This is a genomic window from Thiothrix winogradskyi, from assembly GCF_021650935.1.
GTDB lineage: Bacteria > Pseudomonadota > Gammaproteobacteria > Thiotrichales > Thiotrichaceae > Thiothrix > Thiothrix winogradskyi.
On sequence record NZ_CP091244.1, the window covers coordinates 2476155 to 2491667 of the forward strand.

12 protein-coding genes are annotated in these 15513 nt (G+C 51.8%); 3 read left to right on the forward strand and 9 right to left on the reverse strand.

The window, feature by feature from the left end; all coding sequences use genetic code 11:
- Window positions 1-6 precede the first annotated feature (6 nt).
- The 3 genes from L2Y54_RS12645 to hsdR all read right to left on the reverse strand — a co-directional run bounded on the left by L2Y54_RS12645 (window position 7) and on the right by hsdR (window position 4285).
- Entirely contained in the window at window positions 7-1353 is a 1347-nt protein-coding gene (locus tag L2Y54_RS12645) for a radical SAM/SPASM domain-containing protein (protein WP_236496507.1), read from the reverse strand.
- Window positions 1354-1365: 12 nt separating this feature from the next.
- A complete protein-coding gene (locus L2Y54_RS12650; protein WP_236496509.1) occupies window positions 1366-1737 on the reverse strand; it encodes a hypothetical protein in 372 nt (123 codons plus the stop codon).
- 100 nt (window positions 1738-1837) lie between these two features.
- Window positions 1838-4285, reverse strand: a complete 2448-nt coding sequence (gene hsdR, locus L2Y54_RS12655; protein WP_236496511.1) for an EcoAI/FtnUII family type I restriction enzme subunit R — start codon at window positions 4283-4285, stop codon at window positions 1838-1840.
- A 160-nt stretch (window positions 4286-4445) separates the two neighbouring features.
- On the opposite strand from hsdR, the gene L2Y54_RS12660 reads away from it, so the two are divergent.
- Window positions 4446-4697: a hypothetical protein gene (locus L2Y54_RS12660; RefSeq protein ID WP_236496512.1), complete on the forward strand. Its 252-nt coding sequence runs from the start codon at window positions 4446-4448 to the stop codon at window positions 4695-4697.
- A gap of 108 nt (window positions 4698-4805) precedes the next feature.
- Here the strand turns inward: L2Y54_RS12660 and L2Y54_RS12665 are convergent, their stop codons facing one another.
- Entirely contained in the window at window positions 4806-5936 is a 1131-nt protein-coding gene (locus L2Y54_RS12665; protein ID WP_236496514.1) for a restriction endonuclease subunit S, read from the reverse strand.
- A gap of 387 nt (window positions 5937-6323) precedes the next feature.
- On the reverse strand, window positions 6324-7790 hold the full coding sequence (locus L2Y54_RS12670; protein WP_236496516.1) for a class I SAM-dependent DNA methyltransferase: 1467 nt from the start codon (window positions 7788-7790) through the stop codon (window positions 6324-6326).
- A gap of 294 nt (window positions 7791-8084) precedes the next feature.
- Between L2Y54_RS12670 and L2Y54_RS12675 the strand changes: the two genes are divergently transcribed.
- A complete protein-coding gene (locus L2Y54_RS12675) occupies window positions 8085-9077 on the forward strand; it encodes an Lcl C-terminal domain-containing protein (RefSeq protein WP_236496518.1) in 993 nt (330 codons plus the stop codon).
- Between the two features lie 22 nt (window positions 9078-9099).
- Window positions 9100-9705 carry an Lcl C-terminal domain-containing protein gene (locus L2Y54_RS12680; protein WP_236496520.1) on the forward strand — a complete coding sequence of 202 codons (606 nt, stop codon included), beginning with the start codon at window positions 9100-9102 and terminating at the stop codon, window positions 9703-9705.
- A gap of 51 nt (window positions 9706-9756) precedes the next feature.
- Here the strand turns inward: L2Y54_RS12680 and L2Y54_RS12685 are convergent, their stop codons facing one another.
- From L2Y54_RS12685 to L2Y54_RS12700, 4 genes are all read right to left on the reverse strand, one after another.
- Window positions 9757-10938 carry a pyridoxal-phosphate-dependent aminotransferase family protein gene (locus L2Y54_RS12685; RefSeq protein ID WP_236496522.1) on the reverse strand — a complete coding sequence of 394 codons (1182 nt, stop codon included), beginning with the start codon at window positions 10936-10938 and terminating at the stop codon, window positions 9757-9759.
- Between the two features lie 182 nt (window positions 10939-11120).
- On the reverse strand, window positions 11121-12449 hold the full coding sequence (locus tag L2Y54_RS12690) for a four-carbon acid sugar kinase family protein (protein WP_236496523.1): 1329 nt from the start codon (window positions 12447-12449) through the stop codon (window positions 11121-11123).
- A complete protein-coding gene (locus L2Y54_RS12695; protein ID WP_236496525.1) occupies window positions 12442-14655 on the reverse strand; it encodes a phosphoketolase family protein in 2214 nt (737 codons plus the stop codon). Before L2Y54_RS12695 ends, L2Y54_RS12690 begins: the two co-directional genes overlap by 8 nt.
- 211 nt (window positions 14656-14866) lie before the next feature.
- The gene (locus L2Y54_RS12700; RefSeq protein ID WP_236496526.1) at window positions 14867-15436 is read right to left on the reverse strand and encodes a hypothetical protein; all 570 of its coding nucleotides are present in this window, start codon (window positions 15434-15436) and stop codon (window positions 14867-14869) included.
- Window positions 15437-15513 lie beyond the last annotated feature (77 nt).

The following is a 15513-nucleotide window of genomic DNA, read 5'->3' on the forward strand; positions in this document are numbered from 1 at the left end:
ATTTGGTCAAATCTGGGCGGATGAACGGGCATTGCGCATATCCCTGACATTTTGTTCTGCCTCTTGCTGTAATGCGCTGGATAATTCAGGGTTTTCCGCCAACCATGCTTCCGGCCATTGGATTTTATCGGATGTGAAACGCATCGGGTCGGGTGTAGTCGGGGTGAGTACATCTTCTGCAAACAGGTCAAAAATACCATTGTCGAACGGTAAACCACTGGCGGCTTTGCGTAAGGCGAAACGTTCGCGCACGCCATTCGCGGCATTGACCAGTGAGCGGTGGTAGCAATAGGGATTGTTACCGCGCCGATCAAAGAATACGTGTGCTGTCCAATTACACGCGCCCCGGCACAATGCCGCGAAATCACAGGTTTTGCAGAAGCCCCACAAGTGATCCGTGGCGGCAGGTGTTCCGGCACTTAGGTTGAAGGTGAGTTCGTCGCGTTCGGTGAGAATAGTCGCCAGTGAAGCATCGCGAATAGTTCCGCCCGAATAAGCAGCGGTCGGCAGCGACGGGCAACCTTTGATTGTGCCATCCGCTTCAATGCCAATCGTGCGCAAGCCTGCAAAACAGCCCTGCCAGAATGACCATTCGGTAGGTTTGCCAAAGCCGCGCAACATGCGGTCATACGGGCCGTAATAGCCGTAATTATTGCCGGGTTGCACATAAAAGCCTTGCGGGTAGCCACGTTTGGCGAGGTTTGCCAGCAGGGGATGGAATAATAGCAATTCATCGGGTTGCAACAGGATGTCGGAATTATCTGCTGCGTTACCCATCGGCACGGTCATTTGGATTTGCCATGCCTTTGCTCCGGCATCAATTAATGCCTGAAACAACAACGGAAACTCAGGTGCGGAGTGGCGGTTAACCTGAGTATTGGCACCAAACGGAATGCCTGCTTCACGTAAATGCCCCATCGTTTCAAAGGCGTATTTCCATGAGCCGATTTTGCCACGCAAACGGTCGTGGGTGTGGCGCATTCCATCGACGGAAACGGATACCTGATTGATACCCACCGCTTTCATGCGTTGGGCAGTGACCAAATTGATGCCATAACCACCCGTGGTCATGGAACAAATCATGCCGCATTTAACGATTTCAGCCGCTATTTCTAGCCAGTCGCTGCGCAAGAAAGCTTCGCCACCAATCAGCGTGACTTCGGTGATGCCGACATCCGCCATTTGATGCACCAAATCCAGTGCTTCAGCCGTGGATAATTCATTGACCCGCGCATCACCCGCCCGTGAACCGCAGTGACTACAGGCGAGATTACATTTCAGGGTAATCTCCCAGACGGCGTAGCAACTGCGTTCGCCGGGGGTATATTGTGTGGTTGTTTGGGTGTCGGTCATGTGGTGCTGGCCTTAGATTGTTTTCGGTTCACCGGGAAGGATTACGCCGTAAACCGGCTGCACGGACGGTTCATCAGGAATAATTGCGCCGTAAACCGGTTGCACGGGTGGTTTGTCGGGAATGATCGCGCCGTAAACCGGCTGTACGTTCGGCGGCGTGGGTTCTTTGTTAAATTGTGCCAGCAGGCGCTGAATCAGGTTCATAATGCTTTGCAACAGATCCTTGTGTCCGTTACCGCCTTGCTGTGCGTGTGGTGGGTTTTTTGTCCCGTTGGAAAAGTTGTTCAGGTGTTCGGCAGCATTGCGCACCTGTTGGTTTTGATTGCCGCCACTTCTGGGGAGTACCGGCGAGGTGTGGGGCTTGTTGCGGCTCTGAATATCCATATCAAAGAATCTCCGTGATGTTCGTGGTTAAGTGGAGATTTTTAGGCTGGATGCGGCTGTGGTTTCTAGGTTATTCAGATTGGCGGTTATGAAAACGAGATTAGCTAGGAGGTGCGTACAAGCGTTGCTGAAATTCGACAAACAGCTTCTTCACATCAGCGGCTTTGCCCAACTCTTCGGGTATATCGCGGATGCCTTGGTATTTCAAGTCGATGAAGGTTTTCAACTTGGTCGGGGCTAATTCGGTGATGCCATCATCGACATAATGCCCCAGCACAAACTCGATAAATTCGCGTTGTTTGTAGTTGTAGCCTTGGTAAATCCGCGTCTTGTGCGTAGCAACACGCTCTTCACGGGTTTTAGCAGGTAATGAAAACGCGATATGCGCCAGCACATCAAACAAATCACTGCGTTCGGCATTCACCGCACGGCTGATCACTTGTAATTGTGCTGTCGCGTAACCTTTTGCCTGCAAGCCATCCAGCAAGCCTTGGCGCGTTTCCGGCTGACTCCACAAGGCGCGTAATTCTTCTTCGTCCTTAAAAAATTCGGGTAGGGCAGTGTAAAACTGTTGCAGATAATCCTGCACGCTCATCGGCTTGCCGTCCTCGCCCAAGAATTCGGTAGAAATCAGGTTTTGAATGTTGTCGGCTTTGCCTGCTGCCAATTTTACTTTGGCGCGTTTGGGTGGTTGTAGGCAGTTGCAGGGCGTTGCGCCGCACACTTCACATTGCTCCGGTTCGCACACACATGGCGATTGTTCGCACTTTTTGCACGGTTTGGGTGGGCAAACACACGGGCGTTGCTGACATTGGGAGCAAGGTTCTGCTTCACAGATACAAACACGTTCATTGCAGACTTTGCACACTTCCGGCTCGCCGTCCCACTCTGGGTCTTTGAAGTGTTCGTAGGCTTTCACGAAGTCGTAGAGGGTGAAGTAGTCTTTGAAATCGAATAGGCGCGTGCCACGCCCGACGATTTGCTTGAATTCGATCATGCTGGTGACGGGGCGCATCAGGATGATATTACGCACATTCCGCGCATCCACGCCGGTGGAGAGTTTGCGGGAAGTGGTCAAAATCGTGGGGATGTTTTTTTCGTTGTCCTGAAACGCACTCAGCAGGCGTTCGCCTTCTTTGCCATCATCCGCCGTGACGCGCACGCAGTAATTGGGTTGTGTGCTGTGTTTCATCTGGTTAATCAGGTTGCGCACCGCTAAGGCGTGTTGCTGGGTGGCGCAAAACACCAAGGTTTTTTCGCTTTGGTCGATCAGGTTCATGAAGGTTTTGACCCGATGGCGTTCGCGGTCTTCGATTTCCAGCACTCGATTCATTTCGGCTTCGGTGTAAGTTCTGCCCTCTTCCACTTCGCCTTCCAGCACTTCGTCGTCGGCGACATGAGTGTATTCGTCGAGGGTGCTGACAATGCGCTTGATCCGAAACGGGGTCAGGAAGCCGTCATTAATGCCTTCCTTGAGCGAGTAGGTGTAGACCGCTTCGCCAAAGTATTTGTAAGTATCAACATTGCCGTCGCGTTTGGGCGTAGCGGTCAAACCGATTTGTACCGCTGTGTTGAAATAGTCCATGATGCCGCGCCAACTGCCTTCGTCGTTCGCGCCGCCACGGTGGCATTCGTCAATCATGATCAGGTCGAAAAAGTCGGGTGGGTAATCGCCAAAACTGGGAGTCGGGTTGCCCGCCGCGTCCTTGGTGTCGGTCATGAAGGTTTGGAAAATCGTGAAAAACAGGTTGCCGTTTTTGGGAACAGCTTTTTTCTTGCGGATCGCGTTGGGCGAAATTCGCACCATTGCATCTTCGGGAAAGGCGGAAAAGGCGTTGTAGGCTTGATTGGCGAGGATATTGCGATCCGCCAGAAACAGGATGCGCGGTTGGCGGTCAACGCTGGTATCTCCGCGCCATGCTTTGACATTCCAGCGGCTGTGGAACAATTTCCACGCAATTTGAAACGCTATCGCGGTTTTGCCTGTGCCGGTTGCCAGTGTCAGCAGAATGCGGTCTTTGCCATTGATGAGGGCTTCGAGGGCAGCTTCAATGGCGTTGTGTTGGTAGTAGCGCGGCTTCCAAGTACCACTTTTGGTTTCAAAGCCAATTTTGGCAAATTTATTACGCCAGTCGCTTTCTTGCGCATAAACCATGTGCCAAAGTTCGTCGGGGGTTGGGTAACAATCGACGTAGCCTTCCTGTCCGGTTTTCATGTTGATACGGTAGATTTCTTTGCCGTTGGTGGCGTAGGCAAAGGGTGTATTCAACATTGCGGCGTAATCTTTGGCTTGTTGCACGCCTTCGGTGGGGTCACGGCGTACCCGTTTGGCTTCGATGACTGCCAGCTTTTTACCTTTGTAAACGAGAACGTAATCTGCTTTGCGCGGTGTGCCGTGTTGACCACCACCAATCAATGGCCCCGGCGTTATGACATATTCATCGTCTATATCCGACGTTGGGATTTCTTCCCATTGCGCGGCATACAATTTTTTATCTATCAGCTTGCGGCGCGTTTTGGCTTCGTTGTGGTCGAGTTCTGGAGTCATGGATTAGCCCTGTGTTTGCGCCAATATCGCGCAAGATGGTTTGAATAGTAGCACTATCAACCTTTTTTATCCTAGAAGTGAAGAGATGATTTTATTGAGAATACTGAGTTCGTATGCCAGACTTGATCTTGTTTCCATACGAAAACCGAGGATTGAAAACATGGATAGCCGTAAAAGTTTGAAAGGTATCTGGAAAGATAAAGGCTTTGAGCGTGTTGATAATCTTGAAACGGCAGTACAGGAATCCCGTAATGAGCTATATGGCTCAATGCTAAAATTGACCGAAGAACAACAAGCTACCAAAAAAAGCAGTCTATTAGCGTTTGCGGGGGTAGGACATGGCGGCTGGGGGGAAACTCCAGATGTAATCAGCGAGTCTATTCATAACTTACGCAATTCATGGATACGGTGAGTATTTCACCGAAGACCCTCACCCCAACCCCTCTCCCAGAGGTAGAGGGGCTAAGAAAAACAAGCTCTTACTCCCCCTCTACCTCTGGGAGAGGGGGGTGAGGGTTCTTCAATTAGCAGTCAACTCACCCGTAAACGCCTTCTGCAATAACGCCTGCTTCAACTCTGCCAACGCCGCCAACTTCCGCCGATAAATATCCTCAAGCTCTTCTTTTTGTGCCCAAAATAAGTCCAGTTTTTCAACTGCTGAAACTTGTTCTGATTCGCTCATCATCGGTACTTCAATATTGCGTAGCACATTCAAAGATACTGTTTTTTGCGCTGTACCTGTTGCGCCGCTTGATGCTTGTTCATAAACAGAGGGTGATAATAACGCATAGTATAACCAAGAACTGTTTATGTTTTTCTTTGGGCGTAGCAAGCCGATATGTCGTTGAAAACAAAACTCTACGCCATGTGGAACTTTAATCGGAATTCCATAAGAGCCTGTCACCGTGTAGAGAACATCACCGAAAAATGGCTTTCTAGTGTCTTTAAGAGCATCGAAATAGCTTTGTGGGACTTTAAACGTATCCGAAAAATCAATCAATCTTGTGTTTTTATTGACGTTTGAAATGGTAATAAATGGAATGCCTTCTTGTGCCTTGGGTGGTGGTGAATGATCACCATCAGAGATAACCGTTGTTATTTCAGATAGCTTCACTCGTTCATCACTTGATGCGAAAACTTTATTCAAATAGCTATCGAACAACTCGCGGGTATTGGCAAGGTTTTTTTCAGCATTGGCAACCGCTTGGCTGATGTTGGCAAAGGCTTCATCGAGAATGGCGACAATGCGGGTTTGTTCGGGGAGAGGGGGAAGTGGAATGGAAATTTCCAGCAGTTCACTTTTCACCAAACTGGGTATTGTTGTTCCGCGATTCAGTGCAGCAAAATCATAGCTCAAGCAGTAATAGTATAAAAACTTGTTATTCAATCCTGCTTTTGGTGAAAGCCCGAAAGCAGTATCAACATTCCAGAATTTTGTTTCTACATAAATAGGGGTGCTGATATTGCCTTTTCGCCCAATAATCGTTGTGCCAGCTTCACAAATATAATCGGTAGCGTATCCCATAACATTGCCAGCACTCCCCAAAACAGGGTAAGTACCGCTTTCAGACTCAACCGCTTTTTGATTTCTTCCGTTGCGAATATCAAGCACGTCGCTAAATTTTTTAGTTTGCCATCCTGCTTTAAGCATCGCCGTTTCTCCCGTTTAGCATCATCCGTTGGCGGGCGCGGGCGGAAGAAGCGTATCGACATAAGTTTGAGGGAATATTCACCGCCTCACTCCGAACGCTCCCCCATCCCCAACCCCTTCCCCCGCAAGGGGTGAAGGGGCTAAGAGAGCATATTCTTCTTGTTCCCTTCACCCCTTGCGGGGGAAGGGTTAGGGATGGGGGGAACGGCGAAGCCGTAACGAGGGGGTTCTTATCACTCAATTCTCTCCACAGTGTGGCGAGTTTTTCACTGGCGCTGGCGGAAGAAACCCCTCCTAACCTCCCCTTATCAGGGGAGGAACAAGAGGCGGCACATTGTCTTAGCCCCTCTACCTCTGGGAGAGGGGTTGGGGTGAGGGTCTTTCTCATCACAACAACCCCCGAATCACATCCAAAATCGCCTGACTCTCCGCATCCAACCCCGCAATCTCGTCAAGAATAGCCTGCGGATCACGCAGCGCCGCCGCTTCCTGCTTATTGGGATTTTTCACGGAAAGGTCGAAGCTGTCTTTGTCGACATCGGCAATCTTCACCGACCACGATTTATCCGAGTCAGCAAACGTGCTTTGCAGCGCGATAAACTCTTTCAGATCGTTGTCGTTGAGCGGGTTGGTTTTGCCCATATTACGACCGGGATCAAGCTGGTAATACCAAACCTGTTGCGTCGGCTCACCTTTGGTGAAAAACAGCACCACCGTTTTCACACCCGCGCCAATGAACGTCCCGCTAGGGCAATCCAACACCGTATGCAAATTGCAATTTTCCAGCAATTCCTGCCGCAAGGCTTTGGAGGCGTTATCCGAATTCGACAGGAAGGTGTTCTTAATCACCACCGCCGCCCGACCCTTCGCCTTGAGGTATTTGATGAAATGTTGCAGGAACAAAAACGCGGTTTCGCCGGTTTTGATCGGGAAATTCTGCTGGATTTCCGGGCGTTCCTTACCCCCAAACGGCGGATTGGCAAGGATGACGTGATAGCGGTCTTTTTCCTGCACATCCGCCAGATTTTCCGCCAGCGTATTGGTGTGGATAATGTTCGGCGCATCCACCCCGTGCAAAATCAGGTTCATAATCGCAATCACATACGCAAGACTTTTCTTTTCCTTGCCGTACAGCGTTTTGGTTTCCAATTGCTGCAATTGGGCGGTACTCAGCTTGGCACTGTTGCCCGCCGCGTCATAGCGCAAATAGTTGAACGCCTCGCACAAAAACCCCGCCGAACCACACGCCCCGTCATAAATGCGTTCGCCAATGCGCGGCTGCACCACCTGAATCATCGCCCGAATCAACGGACGCGGCGTGTAATATTCACCGCCATTGCGCCCCGCATTCCCCATGTTTTTGATCTTGGATTCATACAACGCCGAAAGCTCGTGCTTTTCCGCCTGTGAACCAAACGTGAGTTGATCCACCAACTCCAGCGCATCGCGCAAGGAATAACCGCTGGCAAACTTGTTCTTGATCTCGCTGAAAATCTCGCCGATTTTGTACTCAATCGTCTCCGGTGACGACGCGGATTCCTTGAAGCTCTGCAAATACGGAAACAGCTTGTTATCCACGAAGCGGATCAGGTCAGGCCCCGTTTTGGCATTATCGCGGTCAGGTTTACCGTCTTTTTTGGGCGCTGCCCACGTCGACCAGCGATATTCGGCATCAATAATGTATTCGTAAGGAATGTCGCCGAGTTCGGCTTCCTGCTCGTATTCCTGTTCCAAATCATCGAGGTATTTTAAAAACAGAATCCACGACGATTGCTCGGTGTAATCGAGTTCCGAGGAGCAACCCGCCTCTTTCCACAATACGTCATCGAGATTTTTGAAGGTTTGTTCAAACATGCGTGGGGCTTTGTCAGCAGTAGGGGCGGCTATTTTCGCAGTAACGCAGGGGAATAGCCATTGGCACAGAGTAAAAGTAATTATTAATAAAAATTATCATAAATTTATTCCAGTTTAATTATTTTATGGCGATGGGGTTTTTGATAATTATCATCCTTATAAGTGGATAAATCCTTTATAAATAAAGTCATAAATCCAGTGAAATAAAATTTCCCTCTGGGGGCGTTTTAGGAATGATTGGTTTTATTAATCTAAATTCAAAATTTGTCTATTATTCGTGATGGGAGGTTTTTTATGGCCTTGTCATACGTATCAATGCAGCCTAAACGTTTTGCAGCGCTGCCTTCAGTCGTTCTGATGTGTTCCCTTTTCCTATTGAGTGCGTGCGGTGGCGGTGGCGGGGGTACGGTGAGTCCCGAACCAGTAACACCTGTTGCTGGAGGGGGCGATGTTGTTCCCGTATCGGTAAAAACAGCCGTGTTAGCCAAGTCAACTGGCAAGCTTAATGACACGGGTATTACCTTGTGTGCCGATTTTGCCGCTGACGGCAGTAAGCGCCACAATCTTGATTTGTCCTGCACTTTGCTTACCGATAGTGACGGCGACCCCATACCGCCCGCCAATTCTCTTGCCCGTATCGACTGTCAGGGCAAGTCGACTGGTCAGGATGGGCATGTCGGGCGTGATGTCACGGCCAATGACGTTAGTGATGGTCATGCTGGTTTCAGTTTTACCAAAGTTGCCGCCGATGGAACGGCGTTATCTGCCAGTGCCAGCGCATGGCCTTGCGTCAAGGATAATGTCACTGGCCTGATTTGGGAGGTTAAGACAGATGACGGCGGCTTGCATGACAAGGACTGGACTTATTCATGGTACAGCACTGATTCTACCCAGAATGGCGGTAGCCCCGGTACACCAACGGCTGGTGTCTGTGGTGCAACCAGTGGCTGCGATACCGAAGCATACGTAAAAGCAGTGAATGCAGCAGGCTGGTGCGGCGCTAGTGATTGGCGGATGCCAAGCCAGAATGAGTTGCTGTCGCTTATTGATTTGTCGCGTATCGACCCGGCGATTGATACGGCGTATTTCCCGAATACGCTTGCATCTTGGTACTGGTCAGGAACATCGGCTACCGAGTTCGATCTGGCAGGAGGTGGGGCTACAGGCTCCGGCGGGCTGAGTATTGTAGCGACTCATGCATGGTATATCGGCTTCGACTACGGTTATGACGATATAGATAGCCGCAACATTGACAAGCATGTGCGTCTGGTTCGTTCCGGTAAATGAGCTGTTGAAGGGAGATAGGATTATGAATAGGCAATATTTAAGCAAATTTCTCGTGGCTGGGTTGCTGATGTGTGGTGTGGCTGATGCCCAGATGTGCTCTAACTTTAATATAATGGAAACAACTCCCACCAGTGATTTTACTTTCCATATTGACGGCACTGTGACCCATAACACCACGGGTCTGGTGTGGAAACGTTGTTTGGAAGGGGAGGTCTTTTCAGATAATGCTACACCGGATAATTTTTTGGATGATAAATGTACAGGTGCAGCGGCAACCATGAATTGGCAGGCAGCTATGGATCAGGCGAAACTTGCCAATGACAGCAATTTTGGTGGGCATTGTGACTGGCGAGTTCCTAATCTGAAAGAGCTGAAAAGTACCGTCGAGTACTGCAAAGGGCTTCGCAACAGTTCGAGATTTGTCGCCGCCAATACGGTTGTTTTTCCAAGTCTTGTCGGGTTTCCCGTTGTCTGGAGCAGCAGCCCTGCAATTTCAGATAATGTGATTGTTACGTCTGATGTACCAGCCAATTCTGCTGCTTGGGCAGTTTACTTTAACTTGGGTGATGCTGGTCGTTTCTTCCGCAAAGCGAATCTTGCAACGCGGTTAGTCCGTTCCAGTGAGTAAGTTCTTGAGCCTCCCCTGATAAAGGGGAGGCTGGGAGGATTTTTCAAACGTTTACTGCGCGAATGCCTGCTTCGCCGCACGAACCGCGACACCGCTATTAATCTGCGCATTCATCCCCGACAGCACCGCATCCAACGCGCCCAAGCAGTTCAGCACGTTTTTCTCATTGCTGGCAAAGCCCATCAAGCCAATGCGCCAGATTTTGCCTGCCAATGCGCCCAAGCCTGCGCCGATTTCCAGACTATAATCGTTGAGCAACGCGCTACGCACCGCCGCTTCATCCACGCCTTCAGGCAGCGTGACCGAGTTCAGTTGTGGCAAGCGGTAAGCTTCATCCACCACGAAACGCAAGCCCATTGCTTCGATACCCGCTTTCAATGCTTGATGGTTACGTGCATGACGCGCCCATGAATTTTCCAAGCCTTCCTCTTGCAACATCACCAGCGATTCGTGCAGCGCGTACAGCGTGTTGACCGCAGCGGTGTGGTGGTAAGCACGTTTGCCTGCGCCGCCCCAGTAAGCCATGACCAAGTTCATATCCATGAACCAGCTTTGCACGGGGGTTTTGCGGTTTTTGATGCGTTCAATGGCACGTTCACCGAAGCTGACAGGGGAAATGCCGGGGACGCATGACAAGCATTTTTGCGTACCGGAATAAATCGCGTCGATTTCCCACTCGTCCACTTTCAGCGGTGTACCTGCCAATGAAGTCACCGCATCCACGATGGTCAAGCAACCGTAATCGTGCGCCAGCTTCACCAGCGTTTGTGCGTCGGATTGCGCACCCGTGGAAGTTTCGGCGTGAACAAACGCCACCACTTTCGCATCAGGATTCGCCTTGAGTGCAGCTTCGACTTTGTTTGGGTCAACTGGCTTGCCCCAGTCATCCATCACCATGATCGCGGTTGCGCCGCAACGCTCGACGTTTTCCTTCATGCGTCCGCCGAATACACCGTTTTGGCAAACGATTACTTTGTCACCCGGCTCGACCAGATTCACAAAGCAAGTTTCCATGCCCGCAGAACCGGGGGCAGACACCGCCATTGTCAGCTCGTTTTTGGTTTGGAAAGCGTATTGCAACATCGCTTTCACTTCGTCCATCATGCCGACGAATACGGGGTCAAGATGCCCCAGCGTCGGGCGAGCCATTGCGCCCAATACACGCGGGCTAACGTCGGAAGGGCCAGGCCCCATGAGGGTGCGAACGGGTGGGTGGAAAGATTTTACAGTCATGCGTCAAAGTTCTCTGTCGTTGGCTAAAACCGGAATCATACTATGGAATAATAACAGGGCAAATGTAAGGTAATAAGAACCTCACCCCCCAACCCCCTCTCCTTAACAGGCGAGGGGGAGCAATAGTTGCATTGTTTATTAGCCCCTCTCCTGTCAAGGAGAGGGGTTGGGGTGAGGTTCTTCTAAGGCAACTCTAGCAAATCATACACCTCCGCCAATGCCTCATCCCCCCCCACATTGCCGGGGAAAATCACCACCGGCAGTTGAGGAAAACGCGGATGATCATCAGGGCAAATCACCACCGAACACCCCGCCCGAATTTGCCCCAACACCCGCGCAGTACGCAATGCCAGCCCTTTGCTCAAGGTATCGTTCGAGGTAATCCCGCCCTTGCTGATTAAAAAGCCAATGTCCGCAGGCAAGTGTTGCACCAACCGCACCAAAAACGCGGCGACTTGATCCCCAAACGCCAGCCGTTCCGCTTTGCTGGCAAACTGCTTTTCGCCACGACTGGTGTACAACACCACGCCACGATTCTGCTGATTCGCCGCCTGCAACTGCGCTTGCAAATCCGCAAACAATCCCTCTTCATCTACCACCAATTGCTCAAGGTCGATATGCAGCGGCAATACATCGCTATGTGCCAGCAAATACTGCAATTGCAGGGTGGACTTGCCGACGTGCGACCCCATCAGCACCACGCCCGCCTTGCCATTGCGTACAAATTGCGCCATTGCTGCCGGAGCAACGGGTTGCGGGGGCAGGGCGGCAAACGCGGTCAGCAAACTCGCGGCACTGCGAAACAGAAATCGCTTGCCCGTCTGTGCCGCCGCCAACACTTGCTGCGCAAACTGATCCAAGTCGCTTTGCTGTTCCGCATCCACCACGCAACACACATTATCGTGTAACGCTTGCAACCGTTCCCCCAATGCACCGCGCACGTCTTGCAAACTGAAACGTTGCACCACGCTGGCGGGAATGCGTCCACCGGTTTTTTCCGCGACATAATCCGGCAAAAAGGCGGTGCTGAACCCAAACACCGAATCCTTGGCAAACTCGGTGTCATGCACGGGAACAGGTTCGCCATCCACCAGCAAATAATGCGTGCCGTCGCGGGTAATGCGTCCGCCTTCAAAAAACGCAGGAACTAGGAAGTGTGCATCAAACGGCCCCAGTTCCGCCGCGATCACATCGGTTTCCACCGGATAATGCCCGCGCAAGGTCGAATCCGAACGGCTGACTACCAGGGGTTGAATCATCACACCCGCATCCGCTGCTTGCGCCAAGGCTTCCCGCAAGTTGACGCAAATTTCCCGCGTCACGTTTGCCGCACTCGCTGCATCCATCCCGCGTGTATTGCTCAACACGAAAAACAGCGGTGCGTCATAGTGCAAGGCTTCCAGCAAAGTGGCGACATCCCAGCGGGTGAGCAGCAGGCAACTGTGTACCGTTTGCGAACCCGTTGGGTCATCGTCGATGGCAATGATTTTGGTGAGCGGCGCGTTATTCATGTGCCTCACCTACCATGCCGAGCGCACACGCGGTCAAGTTATCCGCCGTAATGCCGTTGTAAGCCATGAGTTCGTTGGCGCTGGCGGTGGTTTCGCCGCGTTGCCAGCCGAACAAGTCACGCTTGTTAGCACGGCTGCGTAACAACACGGATTCGAGCGCAATCGTGCCGCCGCCGCTAACCCCGATTAGTGCATCGCCATCAAACAGCCCGTGGAAATCGGTATCGCTCATGAATGCGCCATCCGCCTCGGAACTGTGTTGCCAAGCGACATCGGCAGCCCGGTACAAGCGGCGTGGATTCGCAACGCATACAATGCGTACCCGATAGCCCGCTGCTTCCAGCTTGTCTTTCGCCTCAAACACCGGCTGGTAAATCATGTCGCCCGTGACCGCAAACACGATGGTTTCCCAACTGCTGTCGCGCGATTCGTACAGCGTGACCGCGCCTTGCTCAATCGCGGCGTTGGCTTGCGAAGGCGTGGTGTAAACCGTCAGCGGCGACTTGGAGGCAATAATGCTGATGTTTTTATTGACCTGTTCCACCGCCCAGCCGTAAGCGGCTTGGATCATATTCGCATCCGCCGGATACAGCAGGTAAACATTGCCGTTGCGCATTTGTCCGCCGATGTAGTTTTCGATTTCGGGGCGTTGATGCGTCCAGCCGTTGCGCCCTTGCTCCAACGCACCAGCGGTAAACATGGTCACGACGGCGGGGGTTTTGCGGCGCAATTCTGCCATTGCCTGACCGACGGTTTGCACGATCGGCCAGCCGTTGATGGCGAAACTTTCATACGACAACCACAGCGAACGCCCACCAAACAATGCCAAGGCAGCGGCGAATCCGGCACAAGCGTCTTCGTTGAGCGGTTCGTACACTTGACCCGTCGGGCTTTGGTTGTAGAGCGGGTCAACGGTCGGGTGACGGATTTTCAACACATCGTTGATCACTTTCATGTTCGAGGCTTCGTTGCCATCGGCATTGGTGACGACGAACAACGGGTCACGCTTGCCCAGTTCTGCCACCATCTGCCCCATTGCGGTTGCGGGCACGGCTTTATCACCAACCGCGAAATCTTGCCGTGGCAAGTGGCTGGCATCCGGCAGGGCGCGTTCAAATTCGGTCACGACCGTGCGGCTGGCAGAACCGCCACCGGCACGTTGCATCGTGGTGCGTACCAATTCCCATGCGGCGGGGGTGAGTGCGCCTTTTTCCAAGGCGGCTGCAATCGCGGGTTTCTGCACCGTGTCACCGGGGTAAAGGTTGTGTGATTTTGCGCCGTGGATGTGAATCCCGGAACCTTTGATTTGCTTGATAATCAGCACCGACATCGTGCCACTCATCGCGCTATCAGCGGCGGCTTTTGCGCCTTCCAAGACTGCACGGGTGAAGGCAGTCCGCGCCGCATCGCTGAACAGGGTGCTATCCACATACGCGCCTTCTTGCCCTGCGTCGTCGAAATCTTTGGCGTCGATCAGCACTACGTTGCCGAAATCGTGCGCTTTCCAGTAGTCTCGCATTTGCGCATTGCTCATCAGCGACACCATCGAATGGTGTTCCTGACTGAAGCCGTTCCACACCAAGACCGGCAAGAAATTGGTGACATCGGGGTAGCTGGTGTGGAAGTGCTTGAATGCCGACAAAATGTACGGTTCGCCCAAACCACCGTCGCCGATGGTGCAGGGGAACAGCTTGTCACGGTTCAAATACGCGCCTGCCATTGCAAAATGCTGTCCTTGACCCAAGGGGCCAGCAGGCGCAAGTAAGCCCGGAATTGCGCCGGATAAATGCCCCAGCAAACCATCGCGTTCGCGGAAACGTGCCTGTAAATCGCTCATGGTGCGAATGCCCATGTCTTCCAGCGAGCCGTCGAGGAACATTGCGCTGTAGAAACCGGGCGCGTGATGCCCCACTTCCGTCACGATATTGGTATGCCCCAACAGCACCAACGCCGCGTAAGCATCGGCAGAACTGGCAAAGCCACCGGGATGCCCGGATTCTTTCGAGGCGCACAATTGCAGGGTGGTATAGCGCAAGGCATCAACGATTAAACGGCATTGGTAAACGGCTTGGTCGTTGATTTCGGTGATCGCGGTTTGATCGGCAGCAATCGCGGAACTCGCGCCGTATTGCGTGAACGCGCTCGACGGTGCGCCGAAATGCAAGATGCCTTCGCAGAAAGTGGGGTGAGTGTTGGGTGCGGTCATGGTCGTGTCTCCTGATTTGTGTGTATGCAGCCACAGTAAGGGATACGATTTTTTACCGCAATACAGGATAAATCCCGCACTGTGGGAAATTATGGGCGATAAGGTTGGCAGTTGCAGTAAATGCTTGTTCTGTTGCGGTTTTTTGTGATGTGGGATTATTTATTATAAATTCCCACATTGTGGGAATTTAATTGAAAGTCCCGATAAATCGTCACTTTCCAGATGTTGGTTGTTCTTCACTGTTTTTCATGCAAGGTTTATCAGTAGCCGCATCGGCAAGGTCGCGTGCTTGTTGGTTGGCATCTGCACTGGGTTTGACCACATCGGTAACGCATATTTCGTTAGCGGTGATCTTGCTGACGGTCAGGTAGGAGGTAGTTTTTTCGGGCTGATCCGGGTTTTCGCTAACGTTGAAGCGCACGATCAAGGCGATAGGCGTGGTTTTTTTGCCTGCTTTTTGCACCCGCCACTCGGCTTTGTCCCCCAGTGCAGAAAAGCCGCTGGAAACGGTAGACCACAGTTCCAGCGGAAATTCCTTAGCATCCGGGGCAATCACGTTAAGGCTCTGGCGCAGATCGCCTTCCATCCAGTCGAGTTTGTAACCGGCGATGCCATCGCAGCGACCTTTCGCCCAGCCCTCTTCGGCATTTTCTTCTATGGGTTTACAGGAGGAACCCTCCAAAGGGGTGTAGATACTGTCTATTGGAGTGCTTGCAGCGTAGGCTGGCAAAGCCAAGCTGCAAACGACAGTTGTAAGCAGGCGCAAAACAAAGTGATGCATGTTCTTTCTCCCTCGCATTGGTTGATGTTATAAATAGATTAGTCTGATTTCATATAAAAATCATTAGGTAATTAAGA

Excerpts from the sequence above, each read along its gene's own strand:
- L2Y54_RS12680 (WP_236496520.1), top strand. The coding sequence starts at position 9,100 with ATGAATAGGCAATATTTAAGCAAATTTCTCGTGGCTGGGTTGCTGATG.
- L2Y54_RS12675 (WP_236496518.1), top strand. The coding sequence starts at position 8,085 with ATGGCCTTGTCATACGTATCAATGCAGCCTAAACGTTTTGCAGCGCTG.
- L2Y54_RS12660 (WP_236496512.1), top strand. The coding sequence starts at position 4,446 with ATGGATAGCCGTAAAAGTTTGAAAGGTATCTGGAAAGATAAAGGCTTT.
- hsdR (WP_236496511.1), bottom strand. The coding sequence starts at position 4,285 with ATGACTCCAGAACTCGACCACAACGAAGCCAAAACGCGCCGCAAGCTG.
- L2Y54_RS12665 (WP_236496514.1), bottom strand. The coding sequence starts at position 5,936 with ATGCTTAAAGCAGGATGGCAAACTAAAAAATTTAGCGACGTGCTTGAT.
- L2Y54_RS12645 (WP_236496507.1), bottom strand. The coding sequence starts at position 1,353 with ATGACCGACACCCAAACAACCACACAATATACCCCCGGCGAACGCAGT.
- L2Y54_RS12685 (WP_236496522.1), bottom strand. The coding sequence starts at position 10,938 with ATGACTGTAAAATCTTTCCACCCACCCGTTCGCACCCTCATGGGGCCT.
- L2Y54_RS12695 (WP_236496525.1), bottom strand. The coding sequence starts at position 14,655 with ATGACCGCACCCAACACTCACCCCACTTTCTGCGAAGGCATCTTGCAT.
- L2Y54_RS12650 (WP_236496509.1), bottom strand. The coding sequence starts at position 1,737 with ATGGATATTCAGAGCCGCAACAAGCCCCACACCTCGCCGGTACTCCCC.
- L2Y54_RS12670 (WP_236496516.1), bottom strand. The coding sequence starts at position 7,790 with ATGTTTGAACAAACCTTCAAAAATCTCGATGACGTATTGTGGAAAGAG.
- L2Y54_RS12700 (WP_236496526.1), bottom strand. The coding sequence starts at position 15,436 with ATGCATCACTTTGTTTTGCGCCTGCTTACAACTGTCGTTTGCAGCTTG.
- L2Y54_RS12690 (WP_236496523.1), bottom strand. The coding sequence starts at position 12,449 with ATGAATAACGCGCCGCTCACCAAAATCATTGCCATCGACGATGACCCA.